The organism is Acetanaerobacterium sp. MSJ-12 (genome assembly GCF_018917875.1).
GTDB classification, from domain to species: Bacteria; Bacillota; Clostridia; order Oscillospirales; family Ruminococcaceae; genus Bittarella; species Bittarella massiliensis.
On record NZ_JAHLPK010000009.1, the window covers coordinates 42,788 to 66,303 of the forward strand.

A 23,516-nucleotide genomic window follows, 5' to 3' on the forward strand; every position below is an offset into this window, starting at 1 on the left:
GGGAGCCGCATCGCTTTCCCGGCACCAAAGGGGGCCGAAGGCGGAAAGGGGGGGCCGGCCTGCCGGCGGCACGAGCATCCCGCCGCCCCCCGCAGGGGAAGGCCCCGCGCGCCCCGCTCCACCGGCAGTCCCCACTGCGGATTTCAGTGGGAGTGGTCCTGCTTGATGAGCCCCATCCGGTAGGCGGCCAGCAGCTTGCGCAGGCCGTCGATGTTCTCGCGGATCTCCTGCCCCACGTCGGTCTCCCCCACCTGGATGCGGTGCTCGGTGGCCTGGGTGAGGACGGTGGTGGAGAGGATGTCCCGGTCCTGGCGGATGGCCTCCTTCACCCCCTCAAAGGGGCTGTGGGAGACGATGCGCAGCCCGTAGGAGTTGTAGATGAGGGTGTAGCCGGCGATGCCGGTCTTGGGCTGGTAGGCCTGGCAGAAGCCGCCGTCGATGACGATGAGCTTCCCCCCGGCCTTGACCGGGTTCTCCCCGTCCTTGGTCCGCACCGGCACGTGGCCGTTGACGATGTGGCTGCCCGGCCCTCCCAGGCCGAATTCCCGCAGGATCTTCTCGCAGATGTCCGGCCGCTCGTAGAGGAGGTAGTAGGGGTTCTTGGGCTCCTCCCAGGTGCGCGCGTCGTCGCAGAGCAGCCGCTCGAAGGTGGCGATGCGCTCCCGCCCAAAGAGGGGGGAGTTCTTGCCGCACCACAGGTACCAGAGGTAGTCCTTCCCCTGCTGGCGCTGGGGGGAGTGGGGCTGGGCGTAGTAGCCCTGGCGGGCCAACCCCTCGGCGTAGTCGAGAAAGGCCCGGCCCGAGAGCTCCTCCCCCTCGCAGGAGAAGGGGAGGAAGCTGCCGTCCTCTCGCAGGGGGACGCAGCCGTGGAGGAGCAGGTTGTCGTTGAAGCACTTGTAGAGCCCGCCCTTGGCGTAGAGGAACCGGACGTGGCGCTGCAACTTCTCGCTCTGCAAAAAGGAGAATTTCAGCTGTTCCATCACCCGGGCCTCCTCCTCGCTCAGGGCGTAGGGGTCGGCGGGGTCGACGGTGGGGAAGTCGGTGTCCTTGAGGGGGACGTCCCGCCCGTCCAGGCGGACGGTGCCCCGCGCCCGGTCGATCTTGTGCAGCAGCATCCGCTCCCCCATCAAAAAGCCGGGGTTGCGCAGGATGATCTGCCCCTCCAGCTTGAACTGGATGACGGCGATGGCCTTGTGCATGCAGGCCACCCGGTGGATGTCCTTGGGGCTGTAGCCGCGGGTGGCCTCCCCCTTGGGGAGGAAGGCGGCCATGTCCCGGCCGCCGTAGGTCTCGGCGGCGAAGAGGGCCAGGGGCCGCAGGCTGATGCCGTAGCCGTTCTCCACCACCTCCAGGTTGTTGTAGGTGATGGAGTTGTTGAGGACGTTGGCGATGCAGGTGCGGCTGCCGGCGGCGGCCCCCATCCAGAGGACGTCGTGGTTGCCCCACTGGATGTCCACGCAGTGGTGGGCCATCAGCGAGTCCATGACGATGTCGGCCCGGGGGCCCCGGTCGTAGATGTCCCCCACGATGTGCAGCCGGTCGACGATCAGCCGCTTGATGGTGCCGCAGAGGGCGGCGATGAAGGCGTCCCCCCGCTCGATCTCAATGATGGTGGCGATGATGTTCTCGTAGTAGCGGCCCTTGTTGCGCTCGTCGTAGGTGGTGTGCAGCAGCTCGTCGATGATGTACTCAAAATCGGGCGGCAGGGCCTTGCGCACCTTGGAGCGGGTGTACTTGGAGGCCACCAGCCGGCAGACCTCCACCAGCCGCCCCAGGGTGAGGCGGTACCACTCCCCCAACTCCTCCTGGGGGGTCTCCTCTTTGACCTCTTTGAGTTTTTGTTCCGGGTAGTAGATGAGGGTGGCCAGGGCCGCCCGCTGGGCCTGGGAGAGGGTGTTCTGGTAGAGCAGATCCACCTTTTCGCGGATGGCGCCGGAGGCGTTGCCCATGATGTGCAAAAAGGCCTCGTACTCCCCGTGCAGGTCGCTCATAAAGTGCTCGGTCCCCTTGGGCAGGTTGAGGATGGCCTGCAGGTTGATGATCTCGGTAGAGGCTGACTGGATGGTGGGGTACTGGCGGGCCAGCACCTTTAAAAAGCGCAGGTCGTCCAGCACCTGGCGGCGGGTCATGTTCACTTCGCGCCCCCCTCTACAGCCGGGGGAGGGGCAGCCAGGCCAGCACCTTTTGGATGAACTCGTCCCAGAAGGCCCAGTCGTGGACGCCGGGCCCCTCCTCCTCGGTCACGTCAAAGCCCAGGGCCCCCAGAAAGTCGGCAAAGGCGGGGGTGTAGGGGTAGAGAAAGTCCTCGGTGCCGCAGCAGAGGTAGGCGGCGGGCAGGGGGGCGTCGCTCTCGGCCAGCCCCCGGGCCAGGGCGTAGAGGTCGTGCTCGCTCCCCGCCACCGAGTCGAGGTCGCCAAAGGCGGCGGCAACTTGGGCAAAGGCGGGGTCGGCCTTCCACTGGCCGGCCAGGGCCGCCGCGTCCAGCGCCCCCGAGAGGCTGGCGAAGGCGGCGTAGCGCTCGGGCAGGGTGAGGGCCAGCTTGGCCGCCCCGTACCCGCCCATGGAGAGCCCGGCGATGAAATTCTGCTCCCGCCGGGTGGAGAGGCCGAAGGAGGCGCGGCAGAAGCGGGGCACCTCCTCGGCAATGTAGGTGAAGTAGGGGCCGGCGGGGGAGAGGTCGCTGTAAAAGCTGTTCTGGGCCGAGGGCATGACGAGGGCCACCCCCGCCTCGGCGGCGTAGCGCTCAACGCTGGACTCGCGCAGCCAGCTGGTGCAGTCCCCCGAGAGGCCGTGCAGCAGGGTCAACACCGGCAGCCTGTCCTGCACCGGGGCGTAGAGCTGGTCGATGGGGGTCTCCTTGCAGACGTAGTCGGGGGGCGAGGGGAGGCAGACGGTCAGCTCGGTGGGGGTCTGCAGCACCTTGGAGAAAAAATGGCAGTGAAACAGGGACATATGGAACACTCCTTTCCGTTTGGTCGGGGGAACAGTTGCACAAAAGGCAGAGGACACACAGTCCCCTGCCTTTTTGCAAACTCGATCTACTTTTCTTCTGCGTTCGCGCGCTCCAGCCAGATATTGGCGATCTCCAGCGCCCCCCACAGCCCCTTCTTCTCGCTGCTCTTGATGATGCGCTCGATGGGGGAGAGGTTGGTGTCGGTGAGCATGAGGGAGAGCCGCACCTTGTCGGCCATCTCCTCGCCCTGGTAGGTCTGCTTGCTCAAGATCTGCATATACACGATGTATTTATCGTCCATGCTGCCGAAATACAGCTCGTCGCCGCAGCGGGCGAGGGGTTTCCCCTGGTATTTCAGCGCCGTTTGCACCTGTGCCATCCCGGTGACCTCCTTTATTTGTTCTTCACTAGAGATAGGCAACGCGGAGAGCCCTCCCCGCGTTGCCGCACAACTCCCTATTGGGTACTTTTTATCAGTATACCATCGCCCTGCGGGTTTGTAAAGGGAAGGGGCTGTCGGTTCCTGTCGCGGGCGGGTGCATCAACAGCGAAGTTCCCTCGGCCCCGCCAAATGGCCTTGAAAAAAACAGGTCTACAAGGTATCATGAAAAAAAGGGTGCCTTTTAGGCAGAGAGGGCGCACCGGAACAGTGGGAGGGGGAGACAGGTATGAAGGGATTTTATTGGGTCCTGCTCATCGTGGCGGTCTGCTTTTGTGTGGCCGGGCTGATGGGGCATCCCGCGGCATGGGGCGCCGCGGCCCTGTGCTTTTTTGCGGCCGTCATGGCGATCGTCGGACAGCGTAAAAAGCACGGCGACGAGAAATAGACGACCCCCAGTCGGCATTTGGTGAGGAAAAATATGTGAAAAAAGCATTGGCATTTATACTATCGGGCGTAATGGTGTTCTATTTTACAGGATGTCAAAACGGAAATATAGGGGATATGGGCAACAGCAGCAGCCCAGGGGAAAACAGCAGCAGTGAGTCAACTGAAATCACTTGGAATGAGATTTTGGCAGATGGCGTAGACGAAGAAAAGCTGATGGAGGCTGTGGACACAGCAGTCTTGGAACGGGTGGCTGCTCTGTTGCAGGAGCTGACCGGCGAAATAGAGAAAAGGGAGAGAGAAGACCCGGAATTTGCTTTTGGCGCCGGTTGGTACACCTACACGTTGGAGAGCGAGCAATTTCAAGAAGTTTTAGAGATGGGGAACGCAGCGGCAAAACCGCTGTACTTGATCCTGTACAAGAGCCCGCATCAGGGCCTGTACGAGTATATCTGTTGCATGGCATTGGAGAGGATCACCAAAGTGGAAATAGAGGATTGGGAGAGCGCAAAGGATTTCATAGAGCAATTCGGCAGCAAGATCTTGGAGAAGAGCTAGCGCAGGAGGGGCCTGTAAAAATGGGCGCTTCTGTTGGGCCGAATGGCCCACTGCCGGCCCGATGGGCCGGCCTCCGTCCCCCCGTTGCCATGGGGCATTTCCAGCACATAAGGGCAGACAAATAAAGGGACGGGCGCGACTTGTAAAAGTCGCGCCCGTCCCTTGCTCTGTTTGGCTGTTTGGGGGAAAGCCGCCCCTCCCGCGCAGTGGCAGCGCGTTTACACAGCGGGGGAGGGCTTGCCGAGCAGGGCGAGGGGGGGCAATGGGGGGCAATGGGGGGCAATGGAGGGCAAGGGAGGGCAAGGGCAGGCGGTTCAGCCCTTTGGGGGGCGGTTTTGCCGCTCCAAGTCCAGCAGCAGCTTCTTTCTGTCCAGCCCGCCGCCGTAGCCGGTGAGGGTCCCCCCCGCGCCGATGACCCGGTGACAGGGGATGACGATGGGGATGGGGTTGCGGTGGTTGGCCGCCCCCACCGCCCGGCTGGCCTTGGGCCTGCCCACCCGGCCGGCGATCTCCCCGTAGCTGCGGGTCTCGCCGTAGGGGATCTCCTCCAGCGCCCGCCAGACCGCCTGCTGAAAGGGGGTCCCGGCCGGGGCCAGGGGGAGGGAGAACTGCCGCAGCTCGCCTGCGAAATAGCGCTCCAACTGCGCCCAGGCCTCCCGCAGCAGGGGGGTCTCCCCCTCGCGGTAGCCCTCGGGGGGCTGCTGCCCCGCAAAGAGGATCAGGGTGATGGCGCCGTCCTCCTCCCCCACCCCCAGGGGGCCGATGGGGCTCTCTCTCCAACAGATGGTCTTCATAGACACCTCTCCTTTGACAACGTGTTTTGGCGGTACTGCCCCGGCGACAGTCCGACCTGCCGCCGGAAGGCGGCGTAAAAGGCCGACAGGCTGGCAAACCCCACCGCCTGGGAGACCTGTAAAATGGGCGCGTCCCCCTCTTTCAGGGCCCGGCAGGCCGCCTCCACCCGGCGGCGGGCCAGAAAGGCGGCGGGGGTCTCGCCCCGCTGGCGGCGAAAGAGGGCCCGCAGGTGGTCGCCGTTTACCCCCAGGGCCCCCGGCAGCGCGCGCAGCGCGTCGGGCCGGGATAGGTGCTCCTCCAGCCACCCGGCGGCGGCCCGCGCCAACTCCTCCTCCGGCCGGTAGGCGGCCAGGTCGGGGCGGCAGCACTTGCAGGGGCGGTAACCGGCCTCCTCGGCGGCCCGGGCGCTGGGGAAATAGCGGATGTTCTGCCGGCCGGGCAGGCGGGAGCGGCAGGAGGGCCGGCAGTAGATGCCGGTGGTTTTCACCCCGTAGAAAAAGCGCCCGTCCCAGGCGGGGTCGCAGTCCCGCACCGCCCGCCACCTCTCCTCGTCGTCCATCTGCCGCACCCCCTCTCTGCCTCCCAGTGTACCATGTTCCGGCCCAAAAATCTTCCTGTTTGGCGGGAAGAAATTCGGCGGGGCAGAAAAAATGGCGGGGCCGCAAAAGGGCCCCGCCATCGGGCGCGAGGTTACCGCCGCTTTCGGGCGCGGGAGACGGCGACCGCCCCCGCGGCGAGGAGGGCCAGCGCCCCCGCGGCCAGGGGGAGACCGGTGTCGCCGGTCTCGGCCGGCGGCCCCTCGGCAGGGGTAGGGGCGGGCGAAGGGGCGGGGGTCGCTCCCTCGCCCGGCGTCCCTTCCAGGGGGATCCACTGGGGGTAGAGGGTGAGATCCCCCTCCACCCGGTCGGCGGCAAAGTCCCAGGGGAGGGTACAGCCCCCGTCCTGGTACCAGCCGCCAAAGCGGTACCCCTCTTTCACCGGGTCTGCGGGTTGGGGCAGCAGGCTGCCGACTGCGGCCTCGATGTCCGCCAGCCCGGTGCCGGCAAAGCGGACGGTGCAGCGCCCGGGGGCGACCACCTCGTCCCGGTAGACCAGGGTGTAGGTGGAAAAGCGGTCGGTCAGCACGGTGACGGTGGCGGCGCTGCTGTCCACATCCTCCAAAATTTCGGCCGTCCAGCTGCCGTCAGGGGCCTGGTGGGTGCGCAGAACGGCGTGTGTCCGGGCGATGCCGTCGGGCGCTTGGAGGGTGGGGGGAACGGCGAAGGTGAGGGAGATGGGCGCGGCGAGCCGCTCGACCGTCACCACCTCGGTGTCTTCCCCCCGGGTGATGATCTTTTGCAGGGTGAGGCTGTGCTGGTCGGCCAGGGCGTACCCCTGGGCGGCGGTCTCAATGGCCGCCTGCTCCCGGCCGTCGGGGGCGGCGCTGCCGCGCTGCAGGGAGAGGCGGTAGTGGCTGATTTCCCCCGCCTGCAGGGCGGCCGCCTCCTCCTGGCTCATGTTGGAGAGGAGGGCGGCGGGCCGGTTGAGGGCGACGGCGGGGTGGTCCGGTCCCTCCACTGTCACGGTGGAGAGCTGGGCCAGGGCGGCGTTGAGGGCGTCCTGCGCCCCGGCGGAGAGCGCAGTGCCGCCCTTTTTCAGGGCCTCGGTGTGCACCTTGGCGGCGAGGGCGGCCTCCTCCTCCGCGGCCTGCTCTTCGGGGGCGAGATCGCCGTCCAGCGGGGGCAGGGCGTCGATCATCTCCTCGGCCTCCTCCGCCCGCAGGGGGGCAAAGGTGACCTGCAGGGTGTGGGGCCCGCTGATTTGGGGGAAGGTGTAGCGCCCTGTCGCCGCCACCGGGACGCCGTCGGCCAGAACGGCGTCCACCCGGTAGCCGGGGTCGGGGGAGAGGCGGTAGACCGCGTCCTCCCCCCAGAGGATCTCCCCCTCCCGGCTGACAGCGCCGCCCGCCCCCGCCTCGACGGCGATGTCCGGGGCCGGGTGCAGGGTCAGCGCCACCTCGCCGCCCGCGCCCCGGTAGTTGTCGCTGTCGGGCTCAAAGGTCCAGCGGTAGTTGGCGGTGCCGGCCACCGGGGTCTGGCCCTCCTCCCAGGCGATGGCGCCGGGGGTGCTGCCCTCGCCCAGGGCCAGGGTGGGGAGGCCGGACCCCAGCGGGGCGTCCCCGGCGCAGACGGGCAGCACGGTGGCGTCGGCCGGCTGGATGTCGAGGTAGAAGTAGTGGGTCTGGCTCTTGTAGAAGTTGGTCTTGGTGGCGTAGTCGTAGCCGTAGACGGTCACCTGGTACCAGTCGCCGCCGCCGGGGGCGCTGTCGGCCACGTCGACGGCAGTCCAGCAGTTGTCGGCGGACCACCTGTCTTTGTCCTTTTGGTAGTTGTGGACCTTGGTCCACATGCAGTAGAAAAAGACCTCGTCGCCCTTGAGGGGGTGGGAGATGTCGATTTTCAACTCGGCGGGCCGGCCGTCATACACCTTGGAGACCCGGCTGTCGCTGGGGGTCAGCACCGGGTCGGCGTAGCCGCGAACGGGGTAGAGGGTGGCGCCGCTCACCGCGCTGGTGGGGGAGACGGCGCTCCCCCCCTCGGCAAAGCTCCACCGGGTCAGGTAGCCGCTGCCGCCGTCGTCCGCCGGCAGGGCAAAGCTATTGTCCGTCGCCCAGTGGCCGTCTGCGCCCTTGACCAGGTTGAGGGGGCGGCCAAAGAGCCGCTCGAGGGCGGGGGCCGAGCCGTCGGTATAGGAGACGCGCACCGGGTAGCCCAGCAGCTTTTTGGCGTCGGCATAGGTGAGGGATTGGCTGTAGGCGGCGTAGTTCTCCCCGGTGCAGAGGAGGGCGGTCAGCCGGGTGCAGCTGCGAAAGGCGGTGCCGCCGTTTTCCAGAACGACCGCGGGGTCTGTGGGGAGGACGGCGGTGGAGTAATTGGTCCCGTAAAAGGCCTGGGAGCCCAGGAAGGTCAGCCCCTCGGGCAGGACCAGGGTGCCGGTGAGGGCGGTGCAGGACTGAAAGGCCTGGGCGCCGATCTTCTCGAGGGACTTCGGGAGGGCCAGTTCCCCCGACAGACCGGTGCAGCCTGAAAAGGCCGCGTTTTCAATGGCGGTCAGCCCGGCGGGAAAATGCACCCCCGTGAGGCCGGTGTTGTACTTGAAGGCCCCCTGCCCCAGGGTGGTGAGGGCGTCGGGCAGGTCGAGGGAGCCGGTGAACCGGCAGCCCATAAAGGCCTGTTTGCCGATGGTCTCCAGCGAGGCGGGGAGGGCCAGCGGGCCGGTGAGCTCGCTGTGGCTGTCAAAGGCCATCTCCCCGATCTGGACCAGATGGGTCGCCTGGGAGAGGTCCAGCGAGGTGAACCGGCAGTCCTTGTACGAGGGGTGGGTGTTGTTGTAAAAGGCCAGATCGCCGATGGCGGTCACCGGCTTGCCGCCGATGGTTTCGGGGATGGCGATGGCGATGTCCCCCCTCTGCGCCTCGGTGAGGGAGGCGAGGTACCGGTCGTCAAAGCCGGTGACGGCGACCCCGTCCCCCGCCGCCGCCCAGGTGAAGACCGGCCCGGCATAAGGGGCCTCCTCCGCCCAGGTGGAGAGCGACAGGGCGGCCAGCGCCACCAGCAGGGCGAGGGCGACCATCCCCCGCTGTCTCTTTGCAAATCTCACGGTAAAACCCCCTCTTTTTGCCAACTGGCCCCGCAGCAGGGGCGAATGCGGCGACCGGCCGCCGCCATTCCCCGTGCAGAAGACCCTGTGGCTTTGCGCCCCTGCCTGTTTGCAGGGGCGCCCGTTTATTTCCCCTTTGCAAGATGTAAAATTATTTCCCCTTTATGATACATCTCTGTCAGGGCCTTGGCAAGGAAAACAAAAAAGGGGCGCGAACTCCCGAAGGGGGAGTCCGCGTCCCTTTACCGCCGTCCCGGCAGGGGGCGGCGGGCGGATCTCAGATGGCAGAGCGCCTATTCGCCCAGGTAGGATTTGACCAGGGTGCGCAGCAGTTCGTCGCGGTCCAGCTTGCGCACCAGACTGCGGGCGTTGTCGTAGGTGGTGATGTAGGTGGGGTCCTCGGACAGGATGTACCCCACGATCTGGTTGATGGGGTTGTAGCCCTTGTGTTTCAGGGCGTCGTAGACCTGGGTGAGGATGCGGCGGGTCTCGTCCTCCTTGTCCTCATAGATGGAAAAGGTCATGGTTTTGTCCTGCATAGCGATCACCTCTCTTTGTAGGATACACTATCCTGCCCCAAGAATCAAGAAAAATGCCGTCCACATCTGGAAAATATTAGCTGCGCAGGGTGATGCCCAGGGGCTTCAGCGCCGCCAGCACCCGCTCCACGGCCGCGTCGGCGTGCTCGTCCTTGAGGGTCTCGCTGTCCGAGCGGAAGATCAGCTTGTAGGCGACGCTCTTTTTCCCCTCGCCGATCTGCTTGCCGCGGTAGATGTCGAAGAACTCCACCCCTTCCAGCAGGCTGCCGGCGCTCTCGGCGATGGCGCGGGAGATGTCGCCCACCAGCACCGCCTCGTCGCAGACCAGGGCCAGGTCGCGGGTGGTGGCGGGGAACTTGGGCAGCGGCCGGTAGCTGATTTCCCTGCGGGCGTTTTTCAGCAGCCCCGCCAGGGGGATGCGGGCCAGATAGACCTTCTGCTTGATGCCGTAGTTCTGGGCCACGTGGGGGTGGATCTCGCCCAGGGTGCCCGCCTCTTCCCCGCCCAGCAGCAGCTTGGCGCAGCGGCCGGGGTGGAAGGTGGGGTCGCTCTTTTCGGGCAGGAAGACGGCGTCTTTCACCCCTGTGGCCTCCAGCAGGTTCTCCACGACCCCCTTGAGGCGGTAGAAGTCGCTCTCCCCGCCGTACATCCCGACGAGGACGGCCTCGCTCTCGTCGGGCAGGTCGTCGGGGCCGCCCTGTTTGCGGTACTCGGTGGCGATCTCGTACATCTGGCAGCAGAGGTTGCGGTTGGCGTAGTTGCGGGCCAGCACCTCCAACATGGAGGGGATGGCGGTGGTGCGCATGACGCTGGTGTCCTCGCCCAGGGGGTTGCGGATGGTGACGCTGTCGCGCAGGGGGCTCTCGGCGGGCAGGTCGATCTTGTCGTAGTACTTGGGGCTGATGAAGGTGTAGGTGATGATCTCGTTGAGCCCCATCCCCACCAGGGCGCCGCCCACGGCGCGCTTGAATTTCTGCTCCTCGGTCAGCTCGGCCTCGTCGGCGGTCTTGGCCAGGGTGGCGGGGATCTTGTCGTAGCCGTAGATGCGGGCGATCTCCTCGGCCACGTCGGCCTTGTGCTCCACGTCGGCGCGGAAGGTGGGCACCACCACGTCGCCGCCGTCGATGCCAAAGCCCAGGCGGGTCAGGTACTCCTCCATCTCGCTGCGGGGGATGTCGATGCCCAAAAAGCGGTTCATGTAGCCCTCGTCCAGGGCGATCTTCCAGGGCTTCAGCGGGTTTTTGTAGCAGTCGATCACCCCGCCGACCACCTCGCCGCAGCCCAGCTCCTCCACCAGCTGGCAGGCGCGCATCAGGGCGCTCATGCAGGTGTTGGGGTCGAGCCCCTTCTCATAGCGGGCCGAGCTCTCGCTGCGCAGCCCCAGCTTCTTGCTGGTGCGGCGGACCGAGGGGCCCGAGAAGCAGGCGCCCTCGAAGATGACGGTGGTGGTCTCGTCGCTGATGCCCGACTGCTCGCCGCCCATGATGCCGGCGACCACCGAGGGGCCGGCCTCGTCGGCGATGACCAGCATTTCGGGGGTGAGGGTGCGGTCCACGTCGTCCAGGGTGACCAGGTGTTCTCCCTCTCTGGCGGTGCGGACGATGATGTGGTGCCCGGCGACCCGGTCGTAGTCAAAGGCGTGCATGGGGTTGCCGTACTCCAGCATCACATAGTTGGTGATGTCGACGATGTTGGAGATGGGGCGCACCCCGCAGACCCGCAGCCGGTCGCGCATCCACTTGGGGGAGGGGCCGATCTTGACGTTTTTGATCACCCGGGCGGCGTAGCGCAGGCAGAGGTCGCTCTCCACGTCCACCTTCAGGTAGTCGGCGATGTCGCCGCTCTCGCGCTCCACGGTGGGCGCGGGCAGGTGCAGGGGCCGGTCCAGGGTGGCGGCGGTCTCCCGCGCCAGGCCGATCATCGAGAGGCAGTCGGGCCGGTTGGAGGTGATCTCGAACTCCACCGACAGGTCGTCCAGCTCCAGCGCCTTCACAATGTCCTGGCCGACGACGGCGTCGGGCTCCAGCACCATGATGCCGTCCTCGCGCTGGTCCGGGCAGTCGTGGATGGTGAGGCCCAGTTCGGCAAAGGAGCACATCATCCCGTCGGAGATCTCGCCCCGCAGCTCACCCCGCTGGATGTGCACCCCGCCGGGCAGATTGCTGTCGTGCAGGGCCACCGGCACCTTGTCGCCGGGCTTCAGGTTGGCCGCCCCGGTGCAGATCTGCAGGGGCTCGCCCCGGCCCACCTCCACCTGGCAGACCACCAGTTTGTCGGCGCGCGGGTGGGAGGCGATGGAGACTACCTGTCCCACCACCACGTTTTTGATTTCGTCGGCCAGACTGGACCAGCCCTCGACCTTGGAGCCCGAGAGGCTCATGGCCTCGGCGTAGGCGCGGGGGGCGAGGTCGCAGGGGGTGTAGTCCTGCAGCCATTTATAAGAAAGGTTCATACTCGATTCCTCCATCTGTTTGTGTAAGAAAATGGGATGTTGCCGCCCCTTTTGCGCGGGGCGGAGAGACCGCTTGGCGGCTTCTGACCGCCCACCAATTTCCCGGCGGCGCGGCTGCTGTCCTTGAGGTATCGGGGCGTACCGGTCAACCCCTCGGCACTTGTATCCGGCTTTCTCGGCAGCCCTGCCGGTGCATCCGATGCGCTCGGGAGCCAGCCGTTCTCGGGCGCTCCCGCCGTCCACCTGTCTTCCCAGCGTCGCTGCTGTCCCTGGGGCATCGGGGCACCGGTCAGCCCTTCAGCATTTGTATCCGGCTTTCTCACGGCCCTACCGGCGCATCCGATGCGCCCGGACAGCCAGCCCCTTTTGCGCGGCTCTGCACGAATCTGTTTTTCCGGCAGCTCTGCCGCCGAAAAAACTCCTCTCGCGGTCTTCGCGGCGGAGCGAAGGCCGCGCCGGGGGAGTTTGCGAGGGGGACGGCAGTCCCCTTCGCACCCTTTAGAACTGGTTCAAAAACCGCAGGTCGTTGTCGGAGAACAGCCGCAGGTCGTCGATGTTGTAGCGGCGCATGACGATGCGCTCCAGGCCGATGCCGAAGGCGAAGCCGGAGTACTCCTCTGGGTCGATGCCGCAGTTTTCCAGCACCTTGGGGTGCACCATCCCGCAGCCCAGCAGCTCGATCCACCCCTCGCCCTTGCAGAGGCGGCAGCCCTTGCCGTGGCAGGCGAAACACTGGGTGTCCACCTCGGCCGAGGGCTCGGTGAAGGGGAAGTGGTGGGGGCGAAACCGGGTGACGGTGTCGGGCCCGTAGAGCTTTTTGATGAAGGTGTTGAGGGTGCCCTTCAGGTCGGCCATGGTGATGTTTTTGTCCACCACCAGCCCCTCGATCTGGTGAAAGACCGGGGCGTGGGTGGCGTCCACCGCGTCGGAGCGGTAGACCCGCCCGGGGGCGATGATCTTGATGGGGGGCTTCTGCTGCTCCATCACCCGCACCTGCACTGGGGAGGTCTGGGTGCGCAGCAGCACCTTGTCGGTGATGTAGAAGGTGTCCTGGGTGTCCCGGGCCGGGTGGTCGGGGGGGAGGTTGAGGGCCTCAAAGTTGTAGTAGTCGTACTCCACCTCGGGGCCGGTGGCCACCGAGAAGCCCATCCCCAAAAAGATTTCGGTCAGGTCGTCGAGCACCTGGGTCAGGGGGTGTTTTTTGCCCAGTTTGGGCGCCCGCCCGGGGATGGTGACGTCCAGGGACTCGCTCTCCAGCTGGCGGGCCAGCTTCTCGGCCTTCAGCTGGGCGGTCTTCTGAGCGATGGCCTCCTCAATGCCGCCGCGCACCCGGTTGGCCAGCTGGCCGACCACCGGCCGCTCCTCGGCCGAGAGACCGCCCATCTGCTTCAAGATGGCGGTGAGCTCGCCCTTTTTGCCCAGGTATTTGACCCGCAGCTCGTCAAGCCCCTCCTCGGCGGCGGCGATTTGGGCCAGCGCCTCCTCTTCGATCCTCTTCAGTGCCTCTTTCATCTCTGTACTCCTTTTTTGCGGAGGGGCGTGGGCCCCTCCCGTTTTTTGGCCGCTGCCCCGGCCGGGGAACGGGGGAGAAAACAAAACGGCCTTCGCCCCCTGTTATAGGGACGAAGGCCGTGTCAACAGCTTCCGCGGTACCACCCTGATTTTTGCCAATAGAGCAAACACTCTTTTAACCGTAACGGGGCCTGCCGTCCCCGCCTATTGAGACAAGCCGTTCAGCGGGGCCGCTCGGAAGGGAACTTCGCCGCCCGCCCGCCTCGGGCCCTTTTCAGCGGCCGGGCCCTCTCTGTGAGGCGGTCTGTGGACGGTTACTTTCCTTCGTCACTGCGTTTACTGCCCCTACTCTACCACATTTTTTGGGCGGTTTCAACACCCCGCCCGCCGAATTTTTGAAAAGTCAGACAGAATTTGGTATAGTGGGAAAAGATAACGGGCGCGCGGAAGGGGCCCTTGTCGGCCCGTTTACTGGAAACCCGCCTTTGCCCGGGCCGCCGATACACTGTTTGTAAAGAAGGGGAGTTGTGCTGTGCTGCGCTGTGGGGTGGACATCGTCGAGATCGAGCGGGTGCGCCGCTGCCTGGAAAATCCGCGCTTTTTGGCGCGCTGTTTCACCGAGGGGGAGCGGGCGCTGTTGGCGTCGCGCCGCCACCCGGCCGAGACGGCCGCCGGCATCTGGGCGGCCAAGGAGGCCTTTGTCAAGGCCCTGGGCACCGGCTTTCGCGGGGTCGGCTTTCAGGACATCTCGGTGCTAAGAGACCGCCGGGGCAAGCCGGTGCTCTCCCTCTCCCCCCGCGCCCAGGCGCTGGCGGGGGGCGGGGCCATCGACGTGAGCATCAGCCACGACCGGACCCAGGCCGTGGCCTTTGTGGTGATGCTCTAGCCCGCTCCGGCACATGAACGGCCCCCTCTCTGCATAGAAGTAGAGGGAACCAGTTTGTGGGAAAGGCGGGAGAGGCGATGACGCGGACAAAGAGGGGGTGGGCCGCCGCCCTGGCGCTGCTGTGCTGTCTGGGCGGGCTGGCCGGCTGCAAGAAGGACGGGGGAGCGGGGGTGAAAAACCCCACCACCGCCTTTGAAGGGGCCTTTACCTGCGATGTGACGGTGGAGAGCGAGGGCTTTTCCTGCGCCCTCGACCTGGAAAAGACGGCGGAGGGCACCTACCAGTTCACGGTGCAGAGCCCGGAGACCCTCAAGGGGTTGGGCTGCACCATCACCATCGCCGACCTCTCCTTCACCTATGGGGGGCTGCGCATCAACCCCGGCGGGGCGCCGATGCGGGGGACGGCGGTGGCCAACGTCATCAAGACCCTGTTCAAGGCCCAAAACTGCAAGGTCACCGAGAAGAAGGGCCGCATCACCGTGCGGGGAGAGGATGCAAACGGCCCCTACACCCTCACCTTTGACGGGGAGACCCTCGCCCCCCTGGAGATGACCTACGGCGGCGAGGGGGAGCGGGCCAAGACCCGCATCGCGGTGGAGAACTTCAAGGCCGTCTCGTGAGGGGGGCGGTCCCTCTGTCCGGGCCGCCGGTCCTGTTCGCGGCCATTTTTTAGACGCAAAAAGGCGGGGAAAAGCCGGTCGGCCGGCTGCTCCCCGCCTTTTTTTGCGCCCTCCCTTCGGGGGCGGGCGGCAGGGCGGCCCGGCGGCCACACCAAAGCCACTTCCAAAAAATAGAATGGGGTACACCTCCCGTGTTTAAGGGGAGCCGCAGCGGGCCAAACTATGGGTGCAGGCAGCAGCCGCGGACCGCGGCGGGCGACTTTCGCAATTTTCTTTTGGGAGTGTGACAGACGTGAATACCGTCAAGCGCGGGGAGATCTACTACGCCGACTTGAGCCCGGTGGTGGGCTCGGAACAGGGGGGCGTGCGCCCGGTGCTCATCGTCCAAAACGACGTGGGCAACCGCCACAGCCCCACCGTCATCGCCGCAGCCATCACCAGTCAGAAGGACAAAAACCACCTGCCCACCCACATCTCGGTGACCGGGGGGACCTGTGGGCTGGCCAAGAACTCCATCATCCTGTTGGAGCAGGTCAGGACCCTCGACAAGACCCGCCTCAAGGAGCGGATGGGGCAGCTGGATACGGGCGCTATGGATCAAATCGACCACGCCTTGAGCGTCAGCTTTGGTTTGGGGAACCCCCATACATAAAGCGACCTGGGGGCGTGTGACACCGCAAAAAGAGGGGCGGCCGGGAGTATTCCCGGCCGCCCTGTGGCGTTTTGTTGGAGAAGGTGAAGAAAGTTAGAGGAGCTCCATGAGGTACTCCTTAAAGCCCGCCCCGTCCATCTCGGTGACCACCGTGGAGTTGGGGCAGTGCTTTTCGAAGCCGAAGGCGTCGGTGACAAAGCGGCGCTCGATCGGCTCGAAGAGGGTGGCCCCCCGGGTGAAGCGGCCCTTGCAGTCCACCTGGGTGTAGCTGGGGAAGCTGGTCTTGACGAGTTCGGGCCGCAGCAGCGCCGCCATGGCGGCGGCATCGGGCAGGTCGAAGCTGCCCTCGCCGTGCAGTTTGCGCGCCAGGTCGATGGCGGTGCGGTTGCAGTCGACACAGAAGGCGCCGGCTTCGCTGCGGGCGCGAAAGCGGGCGATGTCGCTCTCGTCAAAGCGCATGTCGCCCCAGCAGGCCTCCAGGGTGACCAGGGTGAAGGGGATGCCGGAGGAGAAGACCACCTGGGCGGCCTCGGGGTCGCACATGATGTTGAACTCCGCCCAGACGGTGTGGGGGTTGTGGTAGGGGTGCGCGCCCCCCATGATGGTGATGTGGGGCACCTTGTTCATGGTCTCCGGCTCCTGGAGGATGGCCAGGGCCAGGTTGGTGAGGGGGCCGATGGCCACCAGCTCGATGTCGCCCGCCCCCTCCCGCAGGAGGCGCAGCAGGGCGTCCACGGCGAATTCCGGCGCGGGGCTGTCGGCGGGTCGGCGCAGGGTGCCCAGGTCGCCCATCCCGTCCTGTCCGTGCACCTGGTCGGCGTTTTCATATTCCTCCTGCAGGGGGCGCCGCGCCCCCTTGTAGACCGGCGGGCGATAGGTGCCGGCGTAGTCGATGGACTGCAGGCAGTTGTAGGTGGCCTGTTCCACCTCGATGTTGCCCGAGACGGTGGTGCAGGCCAGCACCCGGACCCCCGGGTCCCGCAGGGCCATGACGATGGCCACCGCGTCGTCGGACCCGGTGTCGGTGTCGAGAATGATTTTTTTCACAGCGCTCTCTCCTCTCTACGCGATCAGCGCGATCATCCACTCTTTGAATTCCGCCGCTTTTAGCCGGTGTACCACCCGACAGTTGAAGGGGGGGAAGGTGGACTTCTTCGAGACGAATTCCACCCGGTCCCGGGGCCGCCGGTCGTTGACGGTGGCCCCGTAGGCCAGTTCGCTCTGGCACTCGATGCGGGTGTAGCTGTCAAATTGCTCGGCCACCAGGTCGGGGCGCAGCAGCACGGCGGCGGCCACCGCGTCGGGCAGGGTGAAGTAGGGCTCGCCGTAGCGGGCGCTGGCCTCGTAGAGGGTGCGGTTGCAGTCCACGCAGAAGTCCCCGCAGCGGGAGCCGGCGGCCTTGATGCGGTCGCAGTCGTCCCGGGTGAGCTTGGCCTCGTCCCGGCAGGCCTCAATGGTGACCATGGTGATGGGAACGCCGAAGGTGAAGACGTAGTCGGCCGCCTCGGCGTCCTCCCAGAGGTTGAATTCGGCCAGGTGGCCGGTGTTCCCCTTGGTGTAGGCCCCGCCCATCAGGGTGATGTGGGTGTAGCCCCGCATGGCCTCGGGGTCTTTCATCATGGCCAGGGCGACGTTGGTCAGGGGCCCCAGGGCCAACAGCTCCACCCCGCCCCTGCGCCCCAGGGCGATCAGGGCGTCCACGGCGTGCTCCTTTTCGGGCAGTCGGGCGCTGGGGACCAGGGTGCCCAGGTCGCCCATCCCGTCCTCCCCGTGCACCCCCTCGGCCGAGATGTGGGGGTGGTAGAGGGGCTTGGCGCACCCCTGGTAGACCGGCGGGGTCTCCCGCTCGGCGTAGTCGATGGTCATCAGGGCGTTTTGGGTGGCCTGCTCGACCCCCACGTTCCCCGCCACGGTGGTGATGGCCAGCACCTCCACCGCGGGGTCGCGCAGCGCCAGCACCAGGGCCACCGCGTCGTCGGAGCCGGTGTCGGTGTCGATCACAATGGGTCTTTTCATCTGCATACTCTCCTCTCTTGCCGCCCAGGGCGGCCGGTTGGGATCCCTTGACAACAGTATAGGGCGGCCGGTAGAATGAAAACAGGTCAATTGACCCGAAGGAGAAAAAGATGCGGGAATTTTTTGAGCGGATGCCGGAAGACCTGAGAGGCGGGCTGCACCGGCGCACCTTTTGCAAGGGGGAGCCGGTGCTGCTGGCGGGGGAGGAGAACCGCTGCATCTACATGGTGGAGCGGGGGACGGCCATGGCCTGGGTGGCGGACGAGAGCGGGGCCACCGCCCTGGTGGACCGCTACGGCGAGGGGGACCTCTTCGGGGAACTGGAGATCTTCTGCGAGGGGCTCAAGACCATCGAGGTGGTGGCCGCCAGCGACTGCACCGTTTTGCAGTTGGACCGGGACTACCTGCTGGAGTGGATGGAGCGGGACTTTGCCCTCACCACCGCCCTCATCCGCCACCTGGCGCAGCAGATGCGCCGGTACGCCGAGAACGCCACCCAGCTGCAGCTCCTGCGCGTCAAGGAGCGGGTGCGCGCCTGCCTGCAGAGCTGGCGGGAGATGGGCCGCCGCGGGGCGATTGACAAACAGGCCCTGGCCGCTCAGGTAAAGGCGCCCATGCGCAGCGTCAACCGGGCCCTGGCCGCCCTGGCAAAAGAGGGGCTGGTGCGGTGCGGCCGGGGGACGGTCACCCTCCTCCCTTTGGGGGGAGAGGGCGGCGAGGGATAGAGATAAAGAGCAGAGGGCCCGGCGGCTTGTCCGGGTCCTCTGTTTTTTTGTGGCGGCATCCCCCGGGCGGCGGGGGTCAAAACAGCGAGAGCTGCTCGGCGCGGGGGGGCTTGTAGGCGCGCACGATCTCCTCCATGGTGTAGAGCAGGCCCCGCCGCTGGCAGGCGGCGGAGAAGACGCCGTAGAGCTCCCTGTGGCGGGGGGAGGCGCACCAGTAGGCGTCGCCGTACAGGTCGCGGTACCGCTCCGCCAGGCCGGGGAAGTGCCGGTCCAGCTGACGGTAGTAGTGGGCGCGCTGGTTTTGCCGCAGGGTGACCCCAAAGGCCGGGTAGACGAACCGGGCCCCCGCGTCCGCCGCCCGGCGCACCAGCTCCACCACCTGGTCCGGGTCGTCCTCCAGCAGGGGGAGCACCGGCATCAGCAGCACCCCGGCAAACACCCCGGCGGCCGACAGCTGTTCCAGCGCCCGCAGCCGCCGGGCGGGGGAGGGGGCGCGGGGCTCCACCCGGGCGGCCAGTCCCTCGTCGGCGGTGGAGAGGGAGAACTTGACGATGACCGGCGCCTGGGCGGAGAGCTCGGCCAGCAGGGCCCGGTCGCGGGTGATCAGGTCGCTCTTGGTGGCGATGGCCGCGCCAAAGCCGTGCCGCAAAAAGAGGCCCAGGGCCTGCCGGGTCAGCCGCTGCCCCTCCTCAAAGGGGTTGTAGCTGTCGCTCATGGCCCCCAGGCTCACCACTCCGGTCTGGCGCTTGGCCGCCAGCTCCTGCCGCAGCAGGGGGATGGCGTTCTCCTTGGCGCGCACCCGGTCGAAGTCGTCGATGCGGTAGCACTCGCTGCGGCTGTCGCAGTAGATGCAGCCGTGGCAGCAGCCCCGGTAGAGGTTGAGGTTGTACTCGGTCCCAAACCAGGCGGGGGAGCGGGTCTTTTGCAGCAGGTGTTTGGCGGGCACGGTCTCCAATGGCGGTTCCTCCTTGCGCGGGACCCGGGGTTGGGCCCGCTCTTTGATATTTACAGGATAGCACAGAAAAGGGGTTGTAGCTGTCGCCCATGGCCCCCAGGCTCACCACCCCGGTCTGCCGCTTGGCCGCCAGCTCCTGCCGCAGCAGGGGGATGGCGTTCTCCTTGGCGCGCACCCGGTCGCAGTCGTCGCTGCGGCTGTCGCAGTAGATGCAGCTGTGGCAGCAGCCCCGGTAGAGGTCGCGGTTACACGCCGCGCCAAACCGGGCGGGGGAGCGGGTCTTTTGCAGCAGGTGTTTGGCGGGCACGGTCTCCAAGGTTGGTTCCCCCTCGCGCAGGGCCCGGGGGGGGGGGCCCGCTCTTTGATATTTACAGGATAGCACAGAAAAGGGGTTGTAGCTGTCGCCCATGGCCCCCAGGCTCACCGCCCCGGTCTGGCGCTTGGCCGCCAGCTCCCGCCGCAGCAGGGGGATGGCGTTCTCCTTGGCGGCGCACCCGGTCGAAGTCGTCGATGCGATAGCACTCGTTGCGGCTGTCGCAGTAGATGCAGCCGTGGCAGCAGCCCCGTTAGAGGTCGCGGTTGTACTCGGTCCCAAACCGGGCGGGGGAGCGGGTCTTTTGCAGCAAATGTTTGGCGGGCACGGTCTCCAAGGTTGGTTCCCCCCCGCGCGGGACCCGGGGGTTGGGCCCGCTCTTTGATATTTACAGGATAGCACAGAAAAGGGGTTGTAGCTGTCGCCCATGACCCCCGGGCTCACCACCCCGGTCTGTCGCTTGGCCGCCAGCTCCCGCAGCAGCAGGGGGGATGGCGTTCTCCTTGGCAGCGCACCCGGTCGCAGTCGTCGCTGCGGCTGTCGCAGTGGCAGCAGCCCCGGTAGAGGTCGAGGTTACACGCCGCGCCAAACCAGGCGGGGGAGCGGGTCTTTTGCAACAGGTGTTTGGCGGGCACGGTCTCCAACGGCGGTTCCCCCTCGCGCGGGGCCCGGGCCGAGGGCCTGTCTTACCCTTGCAGTATCGCACAGAATACCGGCGGCAGTCTGTCCGGTATGGGGGCGCGGCAAAAAAGAAGGGCTGTCGCAGTGCGGCAGCCCCGTTCTCTTCTCTATGAACTTGTCTTGTAAAAATTGTGGGATCGCCCGTGCCAGGGAGTTTTTTGATGGCCACCTCTTTTGGGAGAGGACGGTGTCAAATACCCACATACGGCCGGTATTCGCCTTTTATAAAGCACTGCACGAAAACGCTGGGTCAGGATCGCTCCCTTGCTCGGCGGTTTGGACGCCGGGGGTCAGGTCTTACACAGAAACTTCTCTGCACCGCTGCAGAGGGCCGGTAAAACAAACACTTCAAGGGGCTGGATGTTTGTCGTGCGCAGGATACAAATCGATCGGCGCATTCTCGCGCTTTGGTTCGCTTTGGGGAACTGTGAAGTTACACGCTGGGTGATCGGTCGAGGGTCACCAGGACAAACCGCCGAGGGAACTCACAGAGAAACGAGCAAAGACGCGGCACGGGCAATCACCACAATGCTGTGGGTCAAACTGCTGCACTGGAATCTCCTCCATTCTGTCTGTCATTCTGCTTCCCTATTGCACCTTCAGTATATTCGATTGGCCGCTGGAAGTCCATTTGCATTTTCGTTAAAGTGATTGCCTGGTTTTTGTGCAAGATGGTCGATTTATTTAGAAGGTGTGAACAAACAGAGAAGGGACTGTCAACATTTGGGCTGAAAAGAGGGGCGGGCCGTTTTGGGCCCGCCCCTCTGAGAAGACGGTTATTGGGGTCGATGTCCCGCTCCCTCTGGCGGCGGGCAGGGCCCGGCGGAGGGGCAGCCCCCGCAGCCGCCGCCCTGTCTGCCCGCGCAGCCGGAACAGCCGGCGCAGCCCCCGCCCCGCCGCTTCTGGCGGCGCAGGAAGAGGATGACGGCGGCCACGCAGAGGGCCAGCAGCCCCAGGACCACCCAGTCGGCAACGCTCATAAAAAACACCTCCCAAGAGAAATCAGCGGATGAAGAGACTCCCCACCTGGTAGATCAGCAGGGCGACCACATAGGCCGCGCCGGTCTGGTAGAGGGAGGCCAGCAGCGCCCCGCGGGTGCTGCCCAGCTCCCGCCGCTCGGCGGCGAAGGCGGCCACACAGGGCATGTAGAGGACGGTGAAGGCCAAAAAGGAGAAGGCCGACAGGGGGGTGAAGATGGTCCCCAAGATCTGGCCCAGCTGGGCGCCGCTCTGGGCCCCGGTGAGAACGGTGAGGGTGCTGACCACCGTCTCCTTGGCGGTGATGCCGGTGATCAGGGCGGTGGAGGCCCGCCAGTCCCCAAAGCCCAGGGGGGTGAAGAGGGGGGCGATGAAGGAGCCGATGGAGGCGAGGATGCTGTCGGCGCTGTTTTGCACCGCGTTGAGCCGCCAGTCGAAACTCTGCAAAAACCAGATGATGATGGCCGCCAGGAAGATGATGGTGAAGGCCTTGCGGATGAAGTCCTTGGCCTTTTCCCACATGTGCAGGGCCACGCTCTTGGCCGAGGGGATGCGGTAGGCCGGCAGCTCCATCACAAAGGGGACCGGCTCGCCTTGAAAGAGGGTGCGCTTGAGCAGCAGCCCCGAGAGAACGGCCACCAGGATGCCGGTGAGGTAGAGGGAGATCATCACCAGCGCCCCGTTTTTGGGGAAGAAGGCGGCGGTGATCATGGCGTAGATGGGCAGCTTGGCGCTGCAGGACATGAAGGGGGTGAGGACGATGGTCATCTTCCGGTCCCGCTCGCTGGCCAGGGTGCGGGTGGCCATGATGGCGGGTACCGAGCAGCCGAAGCCGATGAGCATGGGCACGAAGCTGCGGCCGGAGAGGCCGATCTTGCGCAGCAGTTTGTCCATCACAAAGGCCACCCGGGCCATGTAGCCGCTGTCCTCCAGGATGGAGAGGAAGAAGAACAGCAGCACGATGATGGGGAGGAAGGAGAGGACGCTGCCCACCCCCACGCAGACCCCGTCGATGAGGAGGGAGCGCAGCCAGTCGCTGACCCCCACCCGCACCAGCAGGTCGCCAAAGGCGGCGGTGGCGGCGGCGATCCCCTCCTCCAGCAGCCCCTTGAGGGGCTCGCCGATGACCCCGAAGGTCAACCAGAAGATGAAGAACATGATGCCGAAGAAGATGGGGATGCCCAGGTACTTGTGGGTCAGCAGCCGGTCGATCTTTTCAGAGCGGATCTGCTCGTGGGTCTCCTGGTGCTTGATGACGCAGTCGGTGCAGATTTTTTCGATGTAGCTGTAGCGCATGTCTGCCAGGGCGGCCTCCCGGTCGGTGCCCAGGTTGCGCTCCATCTGGTGGATGATGTGGTGGACGATGTGGTACTCCTCCCCGCGCACCCCCAGGGCCTCGTGCATCGGCTTGTCGCCCTCCACCAGCTTGGTGGCGGCGAAGCGCAGCGGGTAGCCGGCGGCCTTGGCCTGGTCCTCGACGATGTGGGCGATGGAGTGGATGGCCTTGTGCACCTCGCCGGTGCAGAAGTCCAGCTTTTCCGGCGGCACCGGGTTTTTGATGACCTTGCGCACCTCGTCGAGCAGGTCGGATATCCCCTCTTTTTTCGAGGCGGAGATGGGCACCACCGGCAGCCCCAGGTGCTCGCTGAGCTTTGGCACGTCGATGGAGTTGCCCGAGGCCCGCACCTCGTCCATCATGTTCAGGGCGATGACCATGGGGATGCGCAGCTCCATCAGCTGCAGCGTCAGGTAGAGGTTGCGCTCGATGTTGGTGGCGTCGACGATGTTGATGATGGCCAGGGGGTTTTCCTTTAAAATAAAGTCCCGGGTCACCACCTCCTCCGAGGTGTAGGGGGAGAGGGAGTAGATGCCCGGCAGGTCCACCAGCACCGCGTCCTTCTGGCGCTTGATGGTGCCCTCCTTCTTCTCCACCGTCACCCCGGGGAAGTTGCCCACGTGCTGGTTGGCGCCGGTGAGGGCGTTGAAGAGGGTGGTCTTGCCGCAGTTCTGGTTGCCCGCCAGGGCCAGCAGGTAGCTCATCTGCCCCACCTCCCCCTGCGGTGCTCCGCCGGTCTGCCGCCGCCTGCCGCCGCCGGTTCGGGGCGGCGCTCGGCGGCGCGGGGGAGGGCGGTTTCCCCCACCCCCTCCACGGCGATGTTGGCCGCCTCCTCCTTGCGGATGGTCAGCACGTAGCTGCGCAAAAACAGCTCGATGGGGTCGCCCATGGGGGCGATCTTGCGCACCGAGACCCGGGTGCCGGGGGTCAGCCCCATGTCCAGCAGCCGGCGGCGGAGGACCCCCTCGCCCCCCACCTGGGTGATGACGCCCCCCTGCCCCGGTGCCACTTTGTCCAATGTCATACCTGCACTTCCCCTCTTCACACGTCACTAAGTTAGTCTCTGCTTACAGCATACTA

At 66.0% G+C, this 23,516-nt stretch carries 22 protein-coding genes and 1 other annotated feature; of the genes, 6 read left to right on the forward strand and 16 right to left on the reverse strand.

What is annotated here, in order from left to right:
- Window positions 1–143: 143 nt before the first annotated feature.
- From KQI11_RS10465 to KQI11_RS10475, 3 genes are all read right to left on the reverse strand, one after another.
- Window positions 144–2,129 carry a fructose-1,6-bisphosphatase gene (locus KQI11_RS10465; RefSeq protein ID WP_216402126.1) on the reverse strand — a complete coding sequence of 662 codons (1,986 nt, stop codon included), beginning with the start codon at window positions 2,127–2,129 and terminating at the stop codon, window positions 144–146.
- Window positions 2,130–2,148: 19 nt separating this feature from the next.
- The gene (locus tag KQI11_RS10470) at window positions 2,149–2,952 is read right to left on the reverse strand and encodes an alpha/beta hydrolase (RefSeq protein WP_216402075.1); all 804 of its coding nucleotides are present in this window, start codon (window positions 2,950–2,952) and stop codon (window positions 2,149–2,151) included.
- Between the two features lie 86 nt (window positions 2,953–3,038).
- The gene (locus KQI11_RS10475) at window positions 3,039–3,332 is read right to left on the reverse strand and encodes a hypothetical protein (RefSeq protein ID WP_021660709.1); all 294 of its coding nucleotides are present in this window, start codon (window positions 3,330–3,332) and stop codon (window positions 3,039–3,041) included.
- A gap of 289 nt (window positions 3,333–3,621) precedes the next feature.
- Between KQI11_RS10475 and KQI11_RS10480 the strand changes: the two genes are divergently transcribed.
- Together KQI11_RS10480 and KQI11_RS10485 are read left to right on the forward strand one after the other, a co-directional pair.
- Window positions 3,622–3,780 (forward strand): hypothetical protein, encoded by a 159-nt coding sequence (locus tag KQI11_RS10480; protein ID WP_185916577.1) that lies wholly within the window; start codon window positions 3,622–3,624, stop codon window positions 3,778–3,780.
- A 35-nt stretch (window positions 3,781–3,815) separates the two neighbouring features.
- Window positions 3,816–4,337 carry a hypothetical protein gene (locus KQI11_RS10485; RefSeq protein ID WP_216402076.1) on the forward strand — a complete coding sequence of 174 codons (522 nt, stop codon included), beginning with the start codon at window positions 3,816–3,818 and terminating at the stop codon, window positions 4,335–4,337.
- A 314-nt stretch (window positions 4,338–4,651) separates the two neighbouring features.
- On the opposite strand, the gene KQI11_RS10490 is transcribed toward KQI11_RS10485, so the two are convergent.
- The 6 genes from KQI11_RS10490 to pheS form a co-directional block, all read right to left on the reverse strand.
- Complete coding sequence (locus KQI11_RS10490; protein ID WP_216402077.1) at window positions 4,652–5,131, reverse strand: methylated-DNA--[protein]-cysteine S-methyltransferase; 480 nt, start codon at window positions 5,129–5,131, stop codon at window positions 4,652–4,654.
- Entirely contained in the window at window positions 5,128–5,691 is a 564-nt protein-coding gene (locus tag KQI11_RS10495) for a bifunctional transcriptional activator/DNA repair enzyme AdaA (protein ID WP_216402078.1), read from the reverse strand. The genes KQI11_RS10490 and KQI11_RS10495 overlap by 4 nt, the downstream gene beginning before the upstream one ends.
- A 131-nt stretch (window positions 5,692–5,822) precedes the next feature.
- Entirely contained in the window at window positions 5,823–8,771 is a 2,949-nt protein-coding gene (locus tag KQI11_RS10500) for a leucine-rich repeat protein (RefSeq protein ID WP_216402079.1), read from the reverse strand.
- Window positions 8,772–9,064: 293 nt separating this feature from the next.
- A complete protein-coding gene (locus tag KQI11_RS10505; RefSeq protein WP_021660717.1) occupies window positions 9,065–9,310 on the reverse strand; it encodes an IreB family regulatory phosphoprotein in 246 nt (81 codons plus the stop codon).
- A gap of 76 nt (window positions 9,311–9,386) precedes the next feature.
- Window positions 9,387–11,762 carry a phenylalanine--tRNA ligase subunit beta gene (gene pheT / locus KQI11_RS10510; protein ID WP_216402080.1) on the reverse strand — a complete coding sequence of 792 codons (2,376 nt, stop codon included), beginning with the start codon at window positions 11,760–11,762 and terminating at the stop codon, window positions 9,387–9,389.
- 498 nt (window positions 11,763–12,260) lie between these two features.
- A complete protein-coding gene (gene pheS / locus KQI11_RS10515; RefSeq protein ID WP_185916583.1) occupies window positions 12,261–13,274 on the reverse strand; it encodes a phenylalanine--tRNA ligase subunit alpha in 1,014 nt (337 codons plus the stop codon).
- Window positions 13,275–13,377: 103 nt separating this feature from the next.
- Window positions 13,378–13,614, reverse strand: a binding site (T-box leader).
- Window positions 13,615–13,806: 192 nt separating this feature from the next.
- On the opposite strand from pheS, the gene acpS reads away from it, so the two are divergent.
- The 3 genes from acpS to KQI11_RS10530 all read left to right on the forward strand — a co-directional run bounded on the left by acpS (window position 13,807) and on the right by KQI11_RS10530 (window position 15,432).
- A complete protein-coding gene (acpS, locus tag KQI11_RS10520) occupies window positions 13,807–14,160 on the forward strand; it encodes a holo-ACP synthase (protein ID WP_216402081.1) in 354 nt (117 codons plus the stop codon).
- Window positions 14,161–14,237: 77 nt separating this feature from the next.
- Entirely contained in the window at window positions 14,238–14,780 is a 543-nt protein-coding gene (locus KQI11_RS10525) for a hypothetical protein (RefSeq protein ID WP_185916585.1), read from the forward strand.
- 283 nt (window positions 14,781–15,063) lie between these two features.
- Window positions 15,064–15,432, forward strand: coding sequence for a type II toxin-antitoxin system PemK/MazF family toxin (locus KQI11_RS10530; RefSeq protein WP_353653970.1), 369 nt, complete (start codon window positions 15,064–15,066; stop codon window positions 15,430–15,432).
- A gap of 93 nt (window positions 15,433–15,525) precedes the next feature.
- Here KQI11_RS10530 and KQI11_RS10535 read toward each other — a convergent pair whose 3' ends face one another.
- Window positions 15,526–16,479 carry a nucleoside hydrolase gene (locus KQI11_RS10535; protein ID WP_216402082.1) on the reverse strand — a complete coding sequence of 318 codons (954 nt, stop codon included), beginning with the start codon at window positions 16,477–16,479 and terminating at the stop codon, window positions 15,526–15,528.
- A 15-nt stretch (window positions 16,480–16,494) separates the two neighbouring features.
- Window positions 16,495–17,448, reverse strand: a complete 954-nt coding sequence (locus KQI11_RS10540; protein ID WP_216402083.1) for a nucleoside hydrolase — start codon at window positions 17,446–17,448, stop codon at window positions 16,495–16,497.
- 110 nt (window positions 17,449–17,558) lie between these two features.
- On the opposite strand from KQI11_RS10540, the gene KQI11_RS10545 reads away from it, so the two are divergent.
- The gene (locus KQI11_RS10545; protein ID WP_216402084.1) at window positions 17,559–18,173 is read left to right on the forward strand and encodes a Crp/Fnr family transcriptional regulator; all 615 of its coding nucleotides are present in this window, start codon (window positions 17,559–17,561) and stop codon (window positions 18,171–18,173) included.
- A gap of 76 nt (window positions 18,174–18,249) precedes the next feature.
- Here KQI11_RS10545 and KQI11_RS10550 read toward each other — a convergent pair whose 3' ends face one another.
- The 5 genes from KQI11_RS10550 to KQI11_RS10570 all read right to left on the reverse strand — a co-directional run bounded on the left by KQI11_RS10550 (window position 18,250) and on the right by KQI11_RS10570 (window position 23,460).
- The gene (locus KQI11_RS10550) at window positions 18,250–19,128 is read right to left on the reverse strand and encodes an SPL family radical SAM protein (RefSeq protein ID WP_216402085.1); all 879 of its coding nucleotides are present in this window, start codon (window positions 19,126–19,128) and stop codon (window positions 18,250–18,252) included.
- Window positions 19,129–19,881: 753 nt separating this feature from the next.
- Window positions 19,882–20,085: a hypothetical protein gene (locus tag KQI11_RS10555; RefSeq protein WP_216402086.1), complete on the reverse strand. Its 204-nt coding sequence runs from the start codon at window positions 20,083–20,085 to the stop codon at window positions 19,882–19,884.
- A gap of 813 nt (window positions 20,086–20,898) precedes the next feature.
- Window positions 20,899–21,102, reverse strand: coding sequence for a FeoB-associated Cys-rich membrane protein (locus KQI11_RS10560; RefSeq protein ID WP_216402087.1), 204 nt, complete (start codon window positions 21,100–21,102; stop codon window positions 20,899–20,901).
- A 22-nt stretch (window positions 21,103–21,124) separates the two neighbouring features.
- Window positions 21,125–23,140, reverse strand: coding sequence for a ferrous iron transport protein B (gene feoB, locus KQI11_RS10565; RefSeq protein ID WP_216402088.1), 2,016 nt, complete (start codon window positions 23,138–23,140; stop codon window positions 21,125–21,127).
- Complete coding sequence (locus KQI11_RS10570) at window positions 23,137–23,460, reverse strand: FeoA family protein (RefSeq protein WP_216402089.1); 324 nt, start codon at window positions 23,458–23,460, stop codon at window positions 23,137–23,139. Before KQI11_RS10570 ends, feoB begins: the two co-directional genes overlap by 4 nt.
- Window positions 23,461–23,516: the final 56 nt, after the last annotated feature.